Consider the following 16,692-nt stretch of genomic DNA (forward strand, 5'->3'; position numbering starts at 1 on the left):
ATAGAAAAGTAAAAAATACCAGATTCCAAAGGAGACAAACCCATGAAAGAAATTAAGAAAAGTGCACCGCGCTGGCTGCAGCTGACAGCAGCGATTGTCGGCAATGCGCTCGAGTGGTACGATTTTGGCGTTTTTGCTACGTTGGCTGTAATCATTTCGAAGGTCTTTTTTCCTTCGGCAGGCCAGCACACCGCGCTTCTCCTAACCTTGGCTGTCTTCGGCGTGGGGTTTGTCACGCGGCCACTTGGAGGGATCGCCATTGGCATCTATGCCGACAAACGCGGCAGAAAATCAGCACTGCAGCTGATCATTGGCCTGATGACGCTTTCGTTGCTGCTGATGGTGTTTACACCGTCCTACAACTCGATCGGTATAGCTGCACCGCTATTGATCGTTCTTGCCCGGCTCATGCAAGGGCTCGCCACCGGTGGGGAATTCGCCTCCGCGACCGCCTATTTGGTCGAAGCTGCACCTAAGGGGCGCAAAGGCCTGTACGGCGCTTGGCAAATGTTTGGTCAAGGCCTCTCCATGCTGGCAGGAGCCATCACTGGGGTTCCTGCTGACGTCTGCTTTCAGCGAACAGGAGCTTCTTGATGGAATGTGGCGCATCCCGTTCGTAATCGGATTGCTGATTGCGCCTTTAGGCTGGTGGATTCGTCGACACCTAGAGGAGCCTGAAGAGTCCGTGGAGGCGCGCGCTAAGGGTGAGACGACAAATTTGCGAGCAACCCTTGCCAAGTACCCCAGAGCCATCGCCGCGAATTTGGCCCTTACAACCTGTGCCACTGCATCGGTATATACCTTCATAATTTACATGCCGACGTTCGTCGCTCGCCAATTTAATATTCATCTGCAAGACGCATTCAAGGCCCAAGCCATCGGGCTCATAGCCTTCATCGCCACAGTGCTGGTTGCCGGCGCATTGTCCGATCGGTATGGGCGCAAAGTTGTGATGCTGGCTTCTTTGGTGCCGTACGCCTTGCTCATATATCCGCTGTTCACCTGGGTTCAATCGGCCCCTGTGCTTGCCAATCTTATTCTTGTGTACACGGTGCTCAGCATCTTTCTTGGTGGTTTCCTTGGCCCGTTCTCTACTGCGCTGGGGGAACAATTTCCGACCAAGGTGCGTTCTTCTGGCTTGGCTATTTGCTACAACCTGTCGGTGATGGTGTTTGGTGGATTTGCACAATTCATTGTCACTTGGCTTATTCAATCTACCGGCGTAACGCTGGCTCCAGTTCTCTATGCATTGGCCGGGAGCGTGACTGGAGTGATCGGATGTTTGCTGATTCTTCCGGATACAAGGCTTGAATTGCGTGAGTCAGTGTTGAGAAGTCGGGCAATCTAGCGGTTGATTTACTTGATTGGCACGCTCTGGATTTTGGGGTATAGAAGGAATAGAGAATGAAATATGACCTTGTGATAAGCGGGCCTGCCGTATTGCCCGAAGGCCTTGTGGAAGACTGTTGGATAGCTGTTTCGGGTGGCAAGATTGCCGCGATCGGCACTGGAACGCCTGCCGATGCCGCGCAATCTCACCATGTGACCAACGGTGTTGTCATCCCGGGGGTTATCGACGGGCAAACTCATGCCTGCAGCGCAGGTGGGTTACTCGGAATTCGCTCTACAACACGCTCGGCCATTGCGGGCGGTGTGACGACGATCGTGGACATGCCCTATGACAATCCCAACCCACTTAATAGCACTGAACGCCTGACGGCCAAGATCGCGGCGATCCAGGAGCACGCATATTCTGATGTGGCACTTTATGGCACTGTCCTTCCGGGGCAGACCACGGAAGATATCGCGCCATTGATTGAGGGCGGTATCGCGGCATTCAAGATCTCAACTTTCGAAAGCAGTCCTACGCGCTTCCCGCGTATTGCCACAGATCAGATTTATTCGATCTTCAGCGCATTGGCCGATACGGACATCCCGTTGGGTGTGCACAACGAAGATCAGGAGATTGTCCGCTCTCTCATTGCGAAGGCCAAAACAGAGGGACGCAATGGCCTCGCTGTCCATTCGGAAAGCCGTCCCCCGGCAGCCGAGCTCGCGGCGACGGCGCAGTTCCTGGAATTGGGCGCTGCCATCGGGGCGCACGCGCATATCGTCCACCTGACGACGCCACGCGGTTACCAACTGGTCGACCATTACGTGGCGGACGGCTTTCGCGCGACAGGTGAACTGTGCGTGCACTACCTGTGGTTCGATCCTGAAACTGATGGCGAAGTGCTGGGTGCTCGGATGAAGGTGAACCCGCCGATCCGCCCAGGCCTGATCGAGCCGCTGTGGCGCGAGGTGCTGGCCGGACGGGTGGCCTTTGTCAGCTCAGATCATTCCAGTTGGCCCATTGACAATAAGTTCACGCCCTCGATCTTCGATGCCGGCGCAGGCGTACCAGGACTGGAGACATTGCTGCCAGCCTTCTACACCGGCGCCGAACAGCGCGGGCTGGACGCAGCGGTCCTGACCGTCCAGCAGCTATGCGAGCGTCCAGCCAAATTCTTCGGGCTCTGGCCGAAGAAGGGGGCGATCAGGCTGGGTGCGGATGCAGACCTCGCGATCCTGTCCAAACGATCGCAGGTCTGGAATTCCGAGAGAGCTCATGACGAGCTGCGTTGGAGCCCCTTTGACGGCCGCGCGTTCAGTGTCACCGTCTCACGCTGCTATCTACGCGGTGCTCTTGCATGGGACGGCGAGGATGTCATCAACGTTCCCGGCTCCGGGCAGTATGTCCCACGCGGTAAGACCTCGTGGTTCGAGCACAAGTAATCGTCGGTTCCCCGTTTTTTGGAGGGCAACGATGCCCGCATCGAACGGTCCCTTCCTCTCAGCACCTACCAACTCCCCTTTTCTCCAGAGTCTGCTATGCCCCGTTTCTCACCTGGCTTGAATAACTCGCGTTTGTCCGCGCGTCTTTCTGCAGTGAAACCTTCACCGACGATTGCGATGACCCACCTTGCCAATGAGCTGCGCCGCCAAGGCAAGGAAATCATCGGCCTGACACAGGGTGAACCCGATTTCGACACGCCTGCACATATCCGACGGGCCGCGCAGGCGGCGATTGAAGCGGGACAGACCCGCTATACCGATGTCGATGGCACGCCCGAGCTGAAACAGGCGATCGTCGATAAGTTTCGCCGCGAGAACGGCCTGAGCTATAGCCTATCGCAGATCAGCGTCGGCACTGGTGGCAAGCAGGTGCTCTACAACGCACTGCTGGCCACGCTGGACGAGGGCGACGAGGTGATCATCCCCGCGCCCTACTGGGTCTCGTATCCCGATATGACGCGGCTTGCCGGCGGCGTGCCAGTCATCGTTCCCTGTCCCGAGACGGAAAATTTCCTGCTGACTGCCGAGAGTTTGCGCGCCGCGATCACTCCCCGCACAAAATGGCTGATTCTGAATTCGCCCAGCAATCCGACGGGGGCGGGCTACTCCGCAGCCCATCTCAAGGCGCTCGCCGAAGTTCTGTTGGAGCATCCGCGCGTACTCGTCCTCACCGACGACATGTATGAACATCTGCGCTATGACGGGTGGGAATTCGCCACGATCGCGGGGGTGGAGCCGCGACTGATGGACCGGGTGCTCACCTGCAATGGCGTCTCCAAAGCCTATGCGATGACGGGTTGGCGCATCGGTTTCGCGGGAGGGCCGACGGACATCATCAAGGCGATGGCGACGCTGCAATCGCAAAGCACCTCGAATCCCAGTTCGGTCAGCCAGGCCGCGGCGTTGGCCGCACTCAATGGGCCGCTGGAATTTTTGGCCGAGCGCAACGAGACCTTCCGCCAGCGCCGCGATCTTTGCCTTGGGGCGCTGAACGCCATCGACGGACTGAGCTGCCGAAAGCCGGACGGGGCGTTCTATCTATTCCCCTCCTGCGCGGCGCTGATCGGCGCCAAGCGCCCCGATGGCCGGGTCATCGAAACCGATGCCGACTTCGTGATGTGGCTCATCGAGGATGCCGGCGTTGCCACGGTTCCGGGTAGCGCCTTCGGTCTCGCTCCGTACTTTCGCATCTCCTTTGCCACCTCGAGTGAGCGCTTGGAGACGGCTTGCTCAGGCATCAAGTCGGCCTGTGAAAAGTTGTCCTGACAGGGGCCATGCCTGAAATCTCGGGTGAAAGCGTTAGCGCAGGTGAGAGTCAAAGACTGCTCGTTGCAGCATGAGCAGTCATTTCGACGCGACCGCGCCCCGGAACCGTTGCGGCACGTTGGGACTGTCGATCTCGTCGCACAGGCGTTGGATGTGCAATCCGCCGTCCACATGGATTGCATCCCCCGTGCTGAAGCCAAAGGCACCGCTTGCCAGCGCAGCGACTGCGCGCCCGACATCCTGTCCCTCGCCCCATCGCGGCATTGGCGACAACCCTTCGGCGATCCGCTTCTCGTAGTCCGCTGCTGCGACGGCCGTCATGCTTGTGCGGATCACCCCAGGCCGGATCTCGAACACGCCGATACCATGCTCGCCCAGCCGGGTCGCAAATAGCTTGGTCGCCATGCTGATCCTCAACTGGGGCGGCGCCTGTTGAGAAGAAGTCTGCGCGCGCTGAGTTCTAGTCGCCAGAGAAGGCGGAGCCCAGATGCTTCGCCACGAACTCAGCCTGCCGATCGTCCGCCGCAAAGACGTATCGCGCCGAGGTCGACACCGTTTCAAAGTTGACGCGCTTAGCGAAAGCGGCATCGCTCTGCTTTTGCAGGTTTTCCCAAGTCCTGTGGTTGCCGAAATAAACGAACGCGCAGCGCGGTGCCAGCGGGATGACGATGAGGAAGGCGTCTTCCTTCATCGAGCCGACGTACAGAAGCTCAACTGCAGCCATAGGTTGAACGTATGGATGGGTTCCGAGATTCGGAATTTACAGATCAATGGCCCGGAGCCAAAGTGAAGGCCCCGGCTCCCCCAACCCTCTTTTTCCTGCTACCCCATGACCTCACATTCGCTGCTTGACCGCCTGGCGGCGCTGGACACCAACACAGTCTCCGACGCGCTCGACTTCCTCCAATTGCCCGGCGCGACCTACGGACTGCGCCCCCTGTGGAACTGCCCCAAGATCGTGGGCCGCGCCAGCACCATCCAGCTCGGCCCCAAGACCGACGCCAAGCCGACCGTGCACCTGATCTCCCCCGTCATCGCGGAGGTCACGAGCAACGATCGGGTGCTGGTCATCGCCGGCGGCGTCGACGGGATCTCCTGCTGGGGCGACATCCTGGCCAACGCCGCCGTGGCGCGGAACATCCGCGGCTCTGTGATCGACGGCCTGAGCCGCGACATCGAGGGCAGCGAATCCATCGGCTATCCCGTCTATGGCCGCGGCGTGACCATGATCAGCGCGCGCAACCGGGTCGTGCAGGTCGATTCCGGCAAGCCGGTGCAGATGGCCGGCGTGACGGTGAATCAGGACGACTACGTGATCGCGGATCGATGCGGCGCCGTGTTCGTTCCGGCGGCGCGCATCAAGGAAGTCCTCGACCTGGGCGAGCGCATCGCACGCCGCCAGGACGCCATGGTGCAGGCGGTACGCGCGGGCCGCTCGGTCGCCGAGGTCATGCACGACAAGGAATTCGAAGCCATCAATCAAGGAGCCGGAAAATGAACGCACAAGACAAGGAACTTGTCGATCTCTTCGACGGACTGGATACCCCCGGCGTCTCGGACGCGATGGACAAGCTGGGGTTGCCGGGCCAGTGCCTGGGCATCGCGCCGCTGGACAACTACAAGCAGGTCGTCGTAGGACCCGCCTTCACCGTCAAGTACGTGTCGGCCTCCACGCCCCCCGGGACGGTCGGCGACTTCATCGACGACGTAGCCGAAGGCGATGTGATCGTGATCGACAACGGCGGGCGCACCGACTGCACCGTTTGGGGCGACATCATGACCCAGTACGCCGGCATTCGGAAGATCGGCGCCACCGTGATCGACGGCGTCTGCCGCGATGTGTCCAAGGCGCTGGGCGACGGCTATCCGATGTTCACGAAAGGACGTTTCATGCGCACGGGTAAGGACCGGGTCGAGGTCGAGTCGGTCAACATGCCGGTGTCGATCGGCACGGCCCGGGTCGTCGCGCGTGACATCGTCGTGGCCGATGCGAACGGCGCAGTGATCGTTCCTCGTGGCCGTGCGCGCGAGGTGGCGGAACTGGCCCACAAGATCGAAGGCGTGGAATCCGAGATTCGCGCGCAGATCGCGAAGGGCAGGACGCTGGGCCAGGCACGTGAGGCTCTGGGCTACCACACGCTGCAGAGGAAAAGCCGATGAGCGCGGCCGCGTCCGAATTGCGGCGCCTGAACGCCCACCTGGAGAGCGCACGGCCTTCCGCCACCTATCGAGTGATGGATCGCGTGGCGGCGCACCGGGCGGTCGGCACCTCCGTGATCTCGCTGTCCGCGGGCGAACCGGACTTCGACACGCCCAAACACGTGCGTGAAGCCGGAATTGCCGCGATCCGTGCCGGCCACACGCGCTACACGCAGGTCGCGGGCCTGCGCCCCTTGCGCGAGTCCATCGCCATGAAGTTCAGGCGCGAGAACGGCCTGGAGGTGGACTGGCAGGACACCCTGGTGTGCAGCGGCGGCAAGCAGGTGATCTACAACGCCTTGGCCGCGACCCTCAACGAAGGCGACGAGGTCATCGTGCCGGCGCCGTACTGGGTGAGCTATCCGGAGATGGTCCAGCTCTGCGGCGCCAAGCCGGTGGTGGTGCCTTGCGGCAGCGAGACGGGTTTCAAGCTCACGCCGCAGAAGCTCGCGGATGCCATCACGTTGAGGACCCGATGGGTGATCCTCAATTCGCCTTCCAACCCGACCGGTGCGGTCTACACGCAGCCGGAACTGCAGGCATTGGCCAACGTTCTGCTGGAACGTCCTCATGTGCTGGTGCTGTCGGACGACATCTACGAGCACCTGATTTTCGATGGCGCCGCATTCCACACCATCGCGCAAGTGGAGCCACGCCTGCGAGAGCGCACCCTGACGATGAACGGGGTGTCCAAGGCCTATGCGATGACGGGCTGGCGCATCGGCTTCGGCACGGGGCCGAAATGGCTGCTCGATGCCATGGAGAAGCTCCAGGGCCAGCAGACCTCGGGAGCCTGCACCATCTCGCAGCATGCTGCGGTGGCGGCTCTGACCGGGCCTCGGGACTTCATCGACAGCAGCCGCGCCGTGTTCCAGAAACGGCGCGACATGATGGTGAAGCTGCTGAACGACACACCGGGCCTCGGCTGTGAAGTGCCCGCCGGTGCGTTCTACGCCTTCGCTTCATGCGAGGGCCTGATCGGCAAGACGACGCCTGCCGGCACGGTGCTGCACACGGACGAGGACGTCGCGATGGCCCTGCTGGATGAGGCCGGCGTGGCCATCGTGCACGGCAGTGCCTTCGGCCTCGGGCCGTACATCCGCATCGCCTATGCGCTGGATGACGCGTCGCTGCGAAGGGCGTGCGAGGCCATACAAGGTTTTTGCCGGTCGCTCGCGAGCGTCAAGGGGAGCGCGTCGTCACCTCTCGCGTGATTGTCTGACGGCGACTTCCAGAAAGGCGTCCACGATCTGGTGCGGCGGGCCCTTCCTGCGTATGGCGAACACCTTGGCCGTCGCCTTGAGGCATTTCACCGGGCGAAAGGCAATGTCGCTCCTGTTGTTGTCTGCGACCGATTTTCCGACCAGCGTGAATCCCAAGCCCGCCGCTACCAGGCCGAGCGCGGTGTGGATCTCTTTGGCTTCATAGCCCACACGCACCTTGACGTCCGCGCTCTCCAATGCCTGGATGACGTGGCGCGCGAAGCTGCTGTTGGGATCCTTCGGATAGCTGATGAACGTGGATGCGGCAAGGTCGCCGGGGCCCAGGGACTTCCGCCGGGCGAGCGCGCTGGCTGATGGCACTGCAGCGATCAGTGCTTCGTCGAACAGCGGGATGTAGTCGAGGTCGTCCTCCTGCGCCAGTTGTCCGATCGCGCGCGACAGGCCCACATGGATCAGGCCGCTGCGCAGGGCCTCGGCCTGATGCTCCGTAAGTATCTCCGTCAGATCGATGCGCACCTTGGGAAAGGCGGCGCGCATCGTTCGCACGGCATCCGGCAGAACCGAGAAGATCGTCGAGCGCGTGAAGCCGATGCTGAGCCAGCCAAGATGACCGGACGCTACATCCTTGGCCTCGTCGAGCATGCGCTGCGCATCGGAGATCAGCGCCTTCGCTTTCGGGTACAGGAAGTGGCCCAGCGTCGTCAGCTTCATGGGGCGACTGGTGCGGTCGAACACCTTGCCGCCGAGGAGGGCTTCCAGATGCCCAAGCTGCATGCTGACGGCGGCCGGCACCACATGAAGCCTGGTGGCTGCGAGATTGGCGTTCTCCGCCTCCACCACTTCGCAGAAGTACTTCAGTGGTTTCAGATTCAAGATTTCTGAACTCATTGTCAAAATTCGTTGATTGATTTCGATTTGAGTTTACTTGAACATCGATGCTCTGACCCAATTGGAGACATCGATGACATCCGAAGCGCATGAACCGGAGTGGCTGCGGCAGAGCCAATCCCTGTCGACAGCAGAAGTCTCGGACGCACTCGACTTCTTCGGGCTGCCCGGCAGCGCACTGGGCATCAAGCCCGTCGCAGGGCCGGCGAAGCTTTTCGGCTGTGCGTTCACGGTCCGATTCGCACCGATCGACAGGTTCAAGCCTGGGACGGTCGGAGACTTTATCGATCGACTGACGCCCGGGACCGTGGCGGTGCTGGACAACGGCGGGCGCGAGGACTGCACCGTCTGGGGCGGCATCATGAGCCAGCTTGCCGCGCACAAGCGCATTGGTGGCACGGTCGTGCACGGCGTTTGTCGCGATACCGCCGAGGCCGACACCGCGGGCTATCCGCTGTATGCATGCGGGAAGTTCATGCGGACCGGCAAGGATCGCGTGCAGGTGGAGGCTTACGAGGCACCTGTGCAACTCGGTGATGTTCGAGTCTGCCCCGGCGATCTGGTGATCGGCGACAACGACGGCGTGGTGGTGGTTCCGCATCAGCGGGTGCAGGAGGTGCTGGTCAAGGCGCTGGAGACGCGAGCGATAGAGGCGCAGATCCTAGAGGCGGCAATGACTGGTATGCATTTGTCGGAAGCGCGAAAGAAATATGGGTATCACACCTTGCAGCGAGCCCGTACGACGCTCGCAGGGTAGTCAACTCGCGATCCCTCGCCCCCCCGGAGACAACCCATGAAACTGACCCACCGAATCTTCCGCCGCGCTGCGCTGGGATTGGCATTGGCCGCCACTACCGGCGTCGCCCTGGGGCAAGCCGCCTACCCCTGCAAGGTCGTGAAAATCGTCTCGCCCTATCCGCCGGGTGGCACGACAGACATTCTTGCGCGCCTGGTCGCGCCCGGCCTGGCGAAGGAGCTCGGCACCACCGTCATCGTGGATAACAAGGGTGGCGCCAGCAGCAACATCGGGACCGAGTTCGTTTCAGGCGCTCCACCCGACGGTTGCACGCTGCTGCTGGGCAACAACACCGGAATCGTGATCAACCGCAACCTCTACAGGCTTCGCCTCGATCCAGTGAAGTCGCTCACACCGATCGTCGAGGTCGCTTCCGTGCCGCTGGTCCTGTACGTCAACGCTTCCGAGTCCGCGAAGACGGTCGATCAGCTCAGCGCTGCGATCAAGGCTGCTCCAGGCAAGTACAGCTTTGCCTCGGGCGGCAGCGGCAGCCCGCAACACCTGATGGGCGAGATGCTGAAGCTCGAGATGAAGTTGGACATGACCCACATCCCGTATCGCGGGCAGGGGCCAGCGCTGCAGGACGTGATTGCGGGGCAAGTGCCCGTTGCTTTCGAGACGACCACGGCGATCGCTTCGCAATTGGGCGGAGGCGGGCGCATCCGGGCGCTAGCTACGACCGGCAGCACGCGTTCGAAGAGCCTCCCCGATGTCCCGACTATGAAGGAACTCGGCTACGCGAACTTCGTAGTCGAGAACTGGTACGGCATCTTTGCGCCCGCCAAAACGCCTGCCGCGCTAACCGAGCGTCTGAATCGCGACCTGTTCAAGGTGCTCAAGAGCCCGGAAGTGTCGAAGAGCCTCGCCGACATGGGCTCCCGCGATGTCGCGGGCAGTTCCGAGCAATTCAGCCGGTTCATCGCGAAGGAACTTCCTTACTGGGAATCGCTGGTGAAGCGGTCCGGTGCGAAGGTCGACTGAACGGCCTTCAACTTCGTGCGGGGTTCGCCGCGCCATCCCTGATGCCTCTCTGGAGATTTCCTTGGCTACTTCCGAACAAGTTTCCCAGCTGCGTGACCTCGGCGCAGCCACCATCTACGAGGCGCAGGGCGCGAAGGGTGCACTCGACCATGGCATGAAGCCTATTGATCCGACGGTGCGTCTTGCCGGACCCGCGTTCACCGTCGATTGCCGTCCGGCGGACAACCTGATGCTGCACTACGCGGTTCAGAAAGCGAAGCCAGGCGACGTGCTCGTTGTCGATGCTAAGGGCTTCATGGAAGCCGGCCCGTGGGGCGACGTGCTCACGATCCAGGCGATGAAGGTCGGTATCGCCGGGCTCGTGATCAATGGCTGCGTGCGCGACGCGAATCTCATCATCGATCTCGGCTTTCCGGTGTTCTGCCGAGGCTTGTCGATCAAGGGCACCGCCAAGAACCAGCCAGGCAAGATCAACGTGCCGATCACCATCGGTGACGTTCTGATCCATCCTGGCGACTTCATCGTCGGTGACCGCGATGGCTTGGTCGTGGTCCCGCAAGCTGAAGTCGCCTCTGCCATAGCCAGAAGCCTCGCGCGCGAGGACAAGGAAGCCCAGCAACGAAAGGCTATTGAGGCGGGCGCCTTTACAGCTGATCTGCTCGGCCTTACGGACACGCTGCGCCGCTTCGGCTTCAACTGAAGTGCTTTCAACGTGAGCGCTCTTTGACGAACATATGAACTGCTCGAACGACATTGGTTCCTCGCCAAGGCGGCAAAGCCCGCCCGAAGCCGGTTTGCTCGACTCTGATCGCCCCAGAGTCGCAGAAGGTTCGGCGGCATGCGAATGGGATCACTGGCGGCCCATACGGGACGTCACCGATGCGCCGCAACTCCGTGAGGCAAGGGAACAAGGGATTCGATGAGCTCGCAAGTGATCAGATCAGTCCTCATCGCCAACCGTTCCGAGATCGCCATCCGCGTGATGCGTGCGGCGTCCGAAATGAACATGCGCACAGTCGCGATCTACTCAAGCGAGGATCGGCTGGCGCTGCACCGGTTCAAAGCGGACGAGAGCTACCTGGTGGGCGAGGGCAAGAAGCCGTTGCAAGCATATCTGGATATCGATGATGTGTTGCGCGTCGCCCGCGCTGCCAAGGTCGATGCCATTCACCCCGGCTACGGTTTCCTGTCCGAGAACCCTGACTTCGCTCAGGCGGTGATCGACGCCGGTATCGAATGGGTAGGCCCTCGCCCTGAAGTGATGCGCAAGCTAGGCAACAAGGTGGCGGCGCGCAACGCCGCAGTGGCGGCCGGCGTGCCAGTGATGCCGGCGACGCCTCCGCTTTCGCGCGATTTGGAGGAATGCAAGCGGCTGGCCGTCGGCATCGGCTACCCCGTCATGCTCAAGGCCAGCTGGGGCGGCGGCGGGCGCGGTATGCGCGTGATCAGCGGCGAGGCCGAGTTGGAGGTCGCCCTCGCGTCCGCCCGCCGCGAAGCGCTGGCCGCCTTTGGCAACGACGAGGTCTATTTCGAGAAGCTGGTGCAGCGCGCGCGACACGTGGAGGTGCAGATCCTGGGCGACCGCCACGGCAACGTCGTGCATCTGTTCGAGCGTGACTGCACCGTGCAGCGGCGCAATCAGAAGGTGGTGGAGCGCGCCCCCGCTCCCTATATCGATGAGGTCCAGCGCCAAGGCCTGTGCGAAAGCGCCATCCGGTTGATGAAGGCGGTGAACTACACCCATGCTGGGACCGTTGAGTTCCTGATGGATGCCGACACCGGCCAGTTCTACTTCATCGAGGTCAATCCGCGCATCCAGGTTGAGCACACCGTCACCGAGTTGATCACAGGCGTGGACATCGTCAAAGCTCAGTTGCGCATTAGCGTGGGAGGCCGCATTGGTATGAGCGAGGACGGCCCCGAAGGCTGCGCGAGCGGTGTGCCGCGGCAAGCGCAGATCCGCTTGAACGGAGCAGCGCTGCAGTGCCGTATCACCACGGAAGACCCGGAGAACGGCTTCCTCCCTGACTATGGTCGGCTGTCCGCCTATCGGAACGCGGCCGGGCTCGGCATTCGCCTCGATGAAGGCACCGCCTACAGCGGTGCCGTGATCACGCCTTACTACGACTCGCTGCTGGTCAAGGTGACGGCCTGGGCCCCAACGGCGGCCGAGTCGGTCCAGCGAATGGACCGCGCGCTGCGCGAGTTCCGCATCCGCGGGGTGGCCTCCAATCTGCAGTTCCTGGAGAACGTGATCAATCACCCGGACTTTGCCGCCGGCACCGTCACCACGCGCTTTATCGACACCACACCCGAGCTGCTGGAGTTCACCAAGCGGCGCGATCGCGCAAGCAAGCTGCTGTCTTTCATGGCCGATGTGACGGTCAACGGCAACCCTGAAATGAAGGGCCGCCAGATGCCCCAATTGCCGTTTCCAAAGCCGGTTCTGCCCCGCGCCAAATTGGACGTTACGCCGGCGTCTGGCAGCCGCGACCGCCTCAAGGCGCTAGGCCCGAAAGAGTTCACCCGATGGATGCTGGACAGCAAGCCGGTGCTCGTGTCCGACACGACACTGCGCGACGCGCATCAGTCCTTGCTCGCCACTCGCATGCGCACAGCCGACATGCTGCCGATCGCCCCGTTCTACGCGCACGAGCTACCACAACTTTTCTCACTCGAATGCTGGGGTGGCGCGACCTTCGATGTGGCCATGCGCTTCCTCAAGGAAGACCCTTGGCAGCGGCTGGCGCAGCTGCGCGAGCGCGTGCCCAACATCCTGTTCCAGATGCTGCTGCGGGGCGCCAATGGCGTCGGCTACACCAGCTATGCGGACAACGTCGTGCGCTACTTCGTCCAGCAGGCGGCGACCGCAGGCATCGACCTGTTCCGCGTGTTCGACGCGCTGAACTGGGTGGAGAACATGCGAGTGTCTATCGACGCCGTGCTGGAAGCCGGCGCGCTGTGTGAAGGCGCCATCTGCTACAGCGCCGATCTGTTCGACCCGGCGCGGCCCAAGTACAACCTGCAGTACTACACCGGCATCGCGAGGGAACTGCAGAAGGCAGGAGTGCATATCCTGGCCATCAAGGACATGGCCGGCATCTGCCGACCGCGCGCTGCGGCCGTATTGGTCAAGGCGCTGAAGGAAGAAACCGGCCTGCCGGTGCACTTCCATACCCACGACACCAGCGGCATTGCCGCCGCTTCGGTACTGGCTGCGGTGGAGGCCGGCTGCGATGCGGTAGATGGTGCGCTGGATGCCATGAGCGGGCTCACCTCTCAACCCAACCTGTCTGCGATTGCCGCCGCGCTGGCGCACACCGATCGCGATCCGGGCTTGTCTTCCCATGCGCTGCATGCTGCCTCTACCTACTTCGAAGGCGTGCGCCGCTTCTATGCTCCCTTCGAAAGCGATATTCGCGCCGGCACCGCAGACGTCTATCGTCACGAGATGCCCGGCGGCCAGTACACGAACCTGCGCGAGCAGGCCCGAACCATGGGCTTGGAGCACCGCTGGGGCGAGGTGTCGCAAACCTATGCGGACGTGAACCGACTGTTCGGCGACATCGTCAAGGTGACGCCCACCTCCAAGGTGGTAGGCGACATGGCGCTCATGATGGTGGCCAACGACCTCAAGCCCGCGCAGGTGAGCGACCCTGCACATGAGGTTACCTTTCCCGAATCGGTGGTGTCGCTGTTCAAGGGCGAGTTGGGCTTTCCGCCGGACGGTTTTCCCGTGGCGCTGTCGCGCAAGGTGTTGAAGCTCGCTGCGGATGCCCCGCCGCCAGGCGTCTACCGGCCCGGTGACCTTCTGCCTCCGGTGAATCTGGAGGCTGCGCGTGCCCAGGCCGAACGGGAGGCGGGGATGCCGCTGGACGACCGTCAGCTCGCCAGTTCGCTCATGTACCCCAAAGTGACGCGCGAGTTCCATCAGCACCTGGTCCAACATGGCGACGTGTCGGTGCTGCCGACGCCCACTTTCTTCTACGGCCTGCGCGCCGGCGACGAGGTGGCGGTGGAGATCGACCCTGGTAAGACGTTGCTGGTGAGCCTTCAGGGCATTCATGAGGACGAGGGCGCCGGCGTCGCGAAGGTGCAGTTCGAGCTGAACGGCCAGTCACGAATGACACCGGTGTGGCGCGCCAGCACGGCCCATCAGACGCAGCGCGAGGTGGCCGAGATCGGCAACTTGCTGCAAGTGGGTGCGCCCATGCCAGGGACCATCGTTACCGTGCCGGTGTCCGCAGGCCAGACGGTGCAGGCCGGTGCCACTCTGCTGTCGCTGGAAGCCATGAAGATGGAAACCCACATCATCTGCGAGCGCGAGGGCGTCATCGAGCGCGTGTTGGTCAAACCCGGCGATCAGGTCCAGGCCAAGGATCTTCTGATCGTGTGGCGTGCCTGAGGGCCGCGCAAGCCACTACTTTTAATCAAGGGGACTCTCATGTTTCAAAACATGCTGATCGAGCGTTGCATTGTTGGCGTCGCGTTCGCGGCGCTGGGTTCGGCCGCGTTGGCCCAGGCCTATCCGAGCAAGCCCATCCGTCTGATCGTTCCTTGGCCGGCCGGCGGCGCTGCTGATGCCGTGGGCCGGGCGGTCGCCGAAGGATTGCGCGTCGAACTGGGGCAAAGCGTCGTGGTCGACAACATCGCGGGCGCCGGCGGAAACATCGGCACGCAGCAGTTCGTTCGCCAGCCCGCCGATGGCTACACGCTTCTGCTGGCAACCAGTTCGACCAATTCGGCGAATCCCTACCTGTACAAGAAGACCGGTTTCGATCCGCTCAAGGACTTTGCGCCGGTGGCCTCGCTCGGCATCATTCCGAGCGTGATGGTGGTGGCGGCGGCTTCCCCTTTCAAGTCGCCGCAGGACATCGTCCAGGCTGCCAAGGCCGCGCCCGGCAAGCTGTCCTGTGCCTCCGGCGGCGTCGGCAACTCTGCCCATCTGGCCGGCGAACTGTTCAAGTCAATCGCCAAGGTCGACGTGATCCACGTGCCGTACAAGGGCAGTTCTCCGGCACTGACGGACGTCATGGCCGGGCAGGTGGACTACATGCTCGACACGGGCGCCTATGGACAGATCAAAGGTGGCAAGATCCGCGCGATTGCGGTGGCCTCGGGCAAGCGTCATCCGATGCTGCCCTCGGTGCCCACCTTCGAGGAACTGGGGATCAAGGGAATGACCATGAATGCCTGGTATGGGGTGGCCGCACCGGCCGGTACGCCGGCACCAGTGGTCGACAAGGTCAATGCCGCCGTCCAGGCCGCCTTCAAGTCCGGAGAACTCGGCAAGCGGCTGACGGACCTGGGTGCGGAGTTGCGGCCAGCCGATGCGGCCGGCTTTGCTGCCTTCTGGAAGTCGGAGCTGGATCGGTACTCGGGCCTGGTCAAGTTGACCGGCGCGACCCTGGATTGACACGTGCCTCTCCAGCCAGACGATGCCATGCTCGCTCGCCCTCATTGCTCCTGCCTGACCGGACGACCTCGGCCTTCTAAGAAAAGTAGTCCGCAGCCGCTCGCGGTCCGTCGATGAAGAACTGCGCCGACTCGAGAACCGCTCGCGCCAGTTCGACGACGACCCCGACGCCGGCCGGCTGTTTCTCGACCAGGTAGGACACGTAGTACGCGATGGGAGGCAAGGGCGGCTCCGACTCGACCAGCTTGAGCGTGCCCTGCTTCAGGTGATCCAGAACGACCGGGACCGGCAAGGCAGCGATCGCGTGCCCGTCGCGCACGAGTTTCACGATCATCTCGAGCGAATTGCAGGTGCTGAGCTGATGCAGGTCGGTGCCTGACTTGCTGAGCCAATCCTTGGCGACGTAGTGGAGGATGGACGGCTGTGGACTCGTCACCAGCGGCACCGAGGCCGCGTCGCCGGGAGAGAAGGGCAGGTGCGCCAGCTCCACGGAAGCTCCGGCCACCCACGCGACCTGGACCCAGCCCAGCAGTTCATCGGCCACGTGAGGGCGCGCGACGGGACTGGTCTGCAGCGCGACGTCCAGTTCGCGCCGGTTGAGCTTCTCATGCAGCACCTTGCTGCGCTCGATGCTCAGGTCGACCTGCAAGCTGGGATAGCGGACTTTCAGCTGGCGAAGGAACTCGGACACGGCCACGGCGGCGGACGTCTCGTCCGCGCCCATGCGCAGCACGCCGTCGAGTGGAGGAACCTCGTGCTGCCCGCACTTCTCGAGCTCTCCGCCCAACTTCAACAGGCGCTGCGCGTGCTCGAGGACTGCGCGGCCAGCGGGCGTCAGCTGCACGCCCTGCTGGCTTCTGCTGAGGAGCGCGATGCCGAGGATCTCTTCGAGTTCCTTCACGCGTGCGGTGATCGCCGGCTGGCTGACGAACAGATGCTTGGCCGCCGCATTGACGGTACCGAGGGTCGTGGCCCAGTAGAACGCCTCCAACTGCCGGAATGTGATGCGCAACATCAATTTAGTTTATAGCCCGGGGTCCAGATTTGTGTCTTTTCGCGATGGCAAGCGACTCCTAAAGTCCGCTGCA

At 62.4% G+C, this 16,692-nt stretch carries 16 protein-coding genes; 12 read left to right on the forward strand and 4 right to left on the reverse strand.

The window, feature by feature from the left end:
• The first annotated feature begins 42 nt into the window (after positions 1–42).
• The 4 genes from ABEA07_RS05245 (at position 43) to ABEA07_RS05260 (ending at position 4,101) form a co-directional block, all read left to right on the forward strand.
• Complete coding sequence (locus tag ABEA07_RS05245) at positions 43–594, forward strand: MFS transporter (RefSeq protein WP_345536345.1); 552 nt, start codon at positions 43–45, stop codon at positions 592–594.
• A 4-nt stretch (positions 595–598) separates the two neighbouring features.
• Positions 599–1,348, forward strand: a complete 750-nt coding sequence (locus ABEA07_RS05250) for an MFS transporter (RefSeq protein WP_345536346.1) — start codon at positions 599–601, stop codon at positions 1,346–1,348.
• A 56-nt stretch (positions 1,349–1,404) separates the two neighbouring features.
• Complete coding sequence (locus tag ABEA07_RS05255; protein ID WP_345536348.1) at positions 1,405–2,775, forward strand: dihydroorotase; 1,371 nt, start codon at positions 1,405–1,407, stop codon at positions 2,773–2,775.
• A 177-nt stretch (positions 2,776–2,952) separates the two neighbouring features.
• The gene (locus tag ABEA07_RS05260) at positions 2,953–4,101 is read left to right on the forward strand and encodes a pyridoxal phosphate-dependent aminotransferase (protein ID WP_345536349.1); all 1,149 of its coding nucleotides are present in this window, start codon (positions 2,953–2,955) and stop codon (positions 4,099–4,101) included.
• A 78-nt stretch (positions 4,102–4,179) separates the two neighbouring features.
• On the opposite strand, the gene ABEA07_RS05265 is transcribed toward ABEA07_RS05260, so the two are convergent.
• Together ABEA07_RS05265 and ABEA07_RS05270 are read right to left on the reverse strand one after the other, a co-directional pair.
• Entirely contained in the window at positions 4,180–4,506 is a 327-nt protein-coding gene (locus tag ABEA07_RS05265) for an SDR family oxidoreductase (protein WP_345536350.1), read from the reverse strand.
• 55 nt (positions 4,507–4,561) lie between these two features.
• A complete protein-coding gene (locus ABEA07_RS05270) occupies positions 4,562–4,825 on the reverse strand; it encodes a hypothetical protein (RefSeq protein ID WP_345536351.1) in 264 nt (87 codons plus the stop codon).
• Positions 4,826–4,930: 105 nt separating this feature from the next.
• On the opposite strand from ABEA07_RS05270, the gene ABEA07_RS05275 reads away from it, so the two are divergent.
• Genes ABEA07_RS05275 through ABEA07_RS05285 form a run of 3 tightly spaced genes read left to right on the forward strand, consistent with a single transcriptional unit; the run spans position 4,931 to position 7,514 of the window.
• Positions 4,931–5,599: an RraA family protein gene (locus tag ABEA07_RS05275; protein ID WP_345536352.1), complete on the forward strand. Its 669-nt coding sequence runs from the start codon at positions 4,931–4,933 to the stop codon at positions 5,597–5,599.
• Positions 5,596–6,261: an RraA family protein gene (locus ABEA07_RS05280; RefSeq protein WP_345536353.1), complete on the forward strand. Its 666-nt coding sequence runs from the start codon at positions 5,596–5,598 to the stop codon at positions 6,259–6,261. The genes ABEA07_RS05275 and ABEA07_RS05280 overlap by 4 nt, the downstream gene beginning before the upstream one ends.
• Entirely contained in the window at positions 6,258–7,514 is a 1,257-nt protein-coding gene (locus tag ABEA07_RS05285; RefSeq protein ID WP_345536355.1) for a pyridoxal phosphate-dependent aminotransferase, read from the forward strand. The genes ABEA07_RS05280 and ABEA07_RS05285 overlap by 4 nt, the downstream gene beginning before the upstream one ends.
• Here ABEA07_RS05285 and ABEA07_RS05290 read toward each other — a convergent pair.
• Entirely contained in the window at positions 7,500–8,411 is a 912-nt protein-coding gene (locus ABEA07_RS05290) for a LysR family transcriptional regulator (protein ID WP_345536357.1), read from the reverse strand. The genes ABEA07_RS05285 and ABEA07_RS05290 overlap by 15 nt on opposite strands.
• A gap of 73 nt (positions 8,412–8,484) precedes the next feature.
• Between ABEA07_RS05290 and ABEA07_RS05295 the strand changes: the two genes are divergently transcribed.
• The 5 genes from ABEA07_RS05295 (at position 8,485) to ABEA07_RS05315 (ending at position 15,604) form a co-directional block, all read left to right on the forward strand.
• On the forward strand, positions 8,485–9,168 hold the full coding sequence (locus tag ABEA07_RS05295) for an RraA family protein (protein WP_345536358.1): 684 nt from the start codon (positions 8,485–8,487) through the stop codon (positions 9,166–9,168).
• 36 nt (positions 9,169–9,204) lie between these two features.
• The gene (locus ABEA07_RS05300) at positions 9,205–10,188 is read left to right on the forward strand and encodes a Bug family tripartite tricarboxylate transporter substrate binding protein (RefSeq protein ID WP_345536359.1); all 984 of its coding nucleotides are present in this window, start codon (positions 9,205–9,207) and stop codon (positions 10,186–10,188) included.
• A 61-nt stretch (positions 10,189–10,249) separates the two neighbouring features.
• Complete coding sequence (locus ABEA07_RS05305) at positions 10,250–10,888, forward strand: 4-carboxy-4-hydroxy-2-oxoadipate aldolase/oxaloacetate decarboxylase (protein ID WP_345536360.1); 639 nt, start codon at positions 10,250–10,252, stop codon at positions 10,886–10,888.
• Positions 10,889–11,107: 219 nt separating this feature from the next.
• The gene (locus tag ABEA07_RS05310) at positions 11,108–14,593 is read left to right on the forward strand and encodes a pyruvate carboxylase (RefSeq protein ID WP_345536361.1); all 3,486 of its coding nucleotides are present in this window, start codon (positions 11,108–11,110) and stop codon (positions 14,591–14,593) included.
• Between the two features lie 39 nt (positions 14,594–14,632).
• Entirely contained in the window at positions 14,633–15,604 is a 972-nt protein-coding gene (locus ABEA07_RS05315) for a Bug family tripartite tricarboxylate transporter substrate binding protein (RefSeq protein WP_345536362.1), read from the forward strand.
• A gap of 76 nt (positions 15,605–15,680) precedes the next feature.
• Here ABEA07_RS05315 and ABEA07_RS05320 read toward each other — a convergent pair whose 3' ends face one another.
• Complete coding sequence (locus tag ABEA07_RS05320; RefSeq protein WP_345536363.1) at positions 15,681–16,619, reverse strand: LysR family transcriptional regulator; 939 nt, start codon at positions 16,617–16,619, stop codon at positions 15,681–15,683.
• Between the last annotated feature and the right edge of the window lie 73 nt (positions 16,620–16,692).

This window comes from Variovorax defluvii (genome assembly GCF_039541515.1).
Taxonomy (GTDB): domain Bacteria; phylum Pseudomonadota; class Gammaproteobacteria; order Burkholderiales; family Burkholderiaceae_C; genus Variovorax; species Variovorax defluvii.

Bases quoted from the DNA above. Each gene is read 5' to 3' on its own strand.
- ABEA07_RS05285 (WP_345536355.1), top strand. From the start codon at position 6,258: ATGAGCGCGGCCGCGTCCGAATTGCGGCGCCTGAACGCCCACCTGGAG.
- ABEA07_RS05255 (WP_345536348.1), top strand. From the start codon at position 1,405: ATGAAATATGACCTTGTGATAAGCGGGCCTGCCGTATTGCCCGAAGGC.
- ABEA07_RS05310 (WP_345536361.1), top strand. From the start codon at position 11,108: ATGAGCTCGCAAGTGATCAGATCAGTCCTCATCGCCAACCGTTCCGAG.
- ABEA07_RS05260 (WP_345536349.1), top strand. From the start codon at position 2,953: ATGACCCACCTTGCCAATGAGCTGCGCCGCCAAGGCAAGGAAATCATC.
- ABEA07_RS05315 (WP_345536362.1), top strand. From the start codon at position 14,633: ATGTTTCAAAACATGCTGATCGAGCGTTGCATTGTTGGCGTCGCGTTC.
- ABEA07_RS05295 (WP_345536358.1), top strand. From the start codon at position 8,485: ATGACATCCGAAGCGCATGAACCGGAGTGGCTGCGGCAGAGCCAATCC.
- ABEA07_RS05250 (WP_345536346.1), top strand. From the start codon at position 599: ATGTGGCGCATCCCGTTCGTAATCGGATTGCTGATTGCGCCTTTAGGC.
- ABEA07_RS05300 (WP_345536359.1), top strand. From the start codon at position 9,205: ATGAAACTGACCCACCGAATCTTCCGCCGCGCTGCGCTGGGATTGGCA.
- ABEA07_RS05320 (WP_345536363.1), bottom strand. From the start codon at position 16,619: ATGTTGCGCATCACATTCCGGCAGTTGGAGGCGTTCTACTGGGCCACG.
- ABEA07_RS05275 (WP_345536352.1), top strand. From the start codon at position 4,931: ATGACCTCACATTCGCTGCTTGACCGCCTGGCGGCGCTGGACACCAAC.
- ABEA07_RS05270 (WP_345536351.1), bottom strand. From the start codon at position 4,825: ATGGCTGCAGTTGAGCTTCTGTACGTCGGCTCGATGAAGGAAGACGCC.
- ABEA07_RS05280 (WP_345536353.1), top strand. From the start codon at position 5,596: ATGAACGCACAAGACAAGGAACTTGTCGATCTCTTCGACGGACTGGAT.
- ABEA07_RS05245 (WP_345536345.1), top strand. From the start codon at position 43: ATGAAAGAAATTAAGAAAAGTGCACCGCGCTGGCTGCAGCTGACAGCA.
- ABEA07_RS05290 (WP_345536357.1), bottom strand. From the start codon at position 8,411: ATGAGTTCAGAAATCTTGAATCTGAAACCACTGAAGTACTTCTGCGAA.
- ABEA07_RS05265 (WP_345536350.1), bottom strand. From the start codon at position 4,506: ATGGCGACCAAGCTATTTGCGACCCGGCTGGGCGAGCATGGTATCGGC.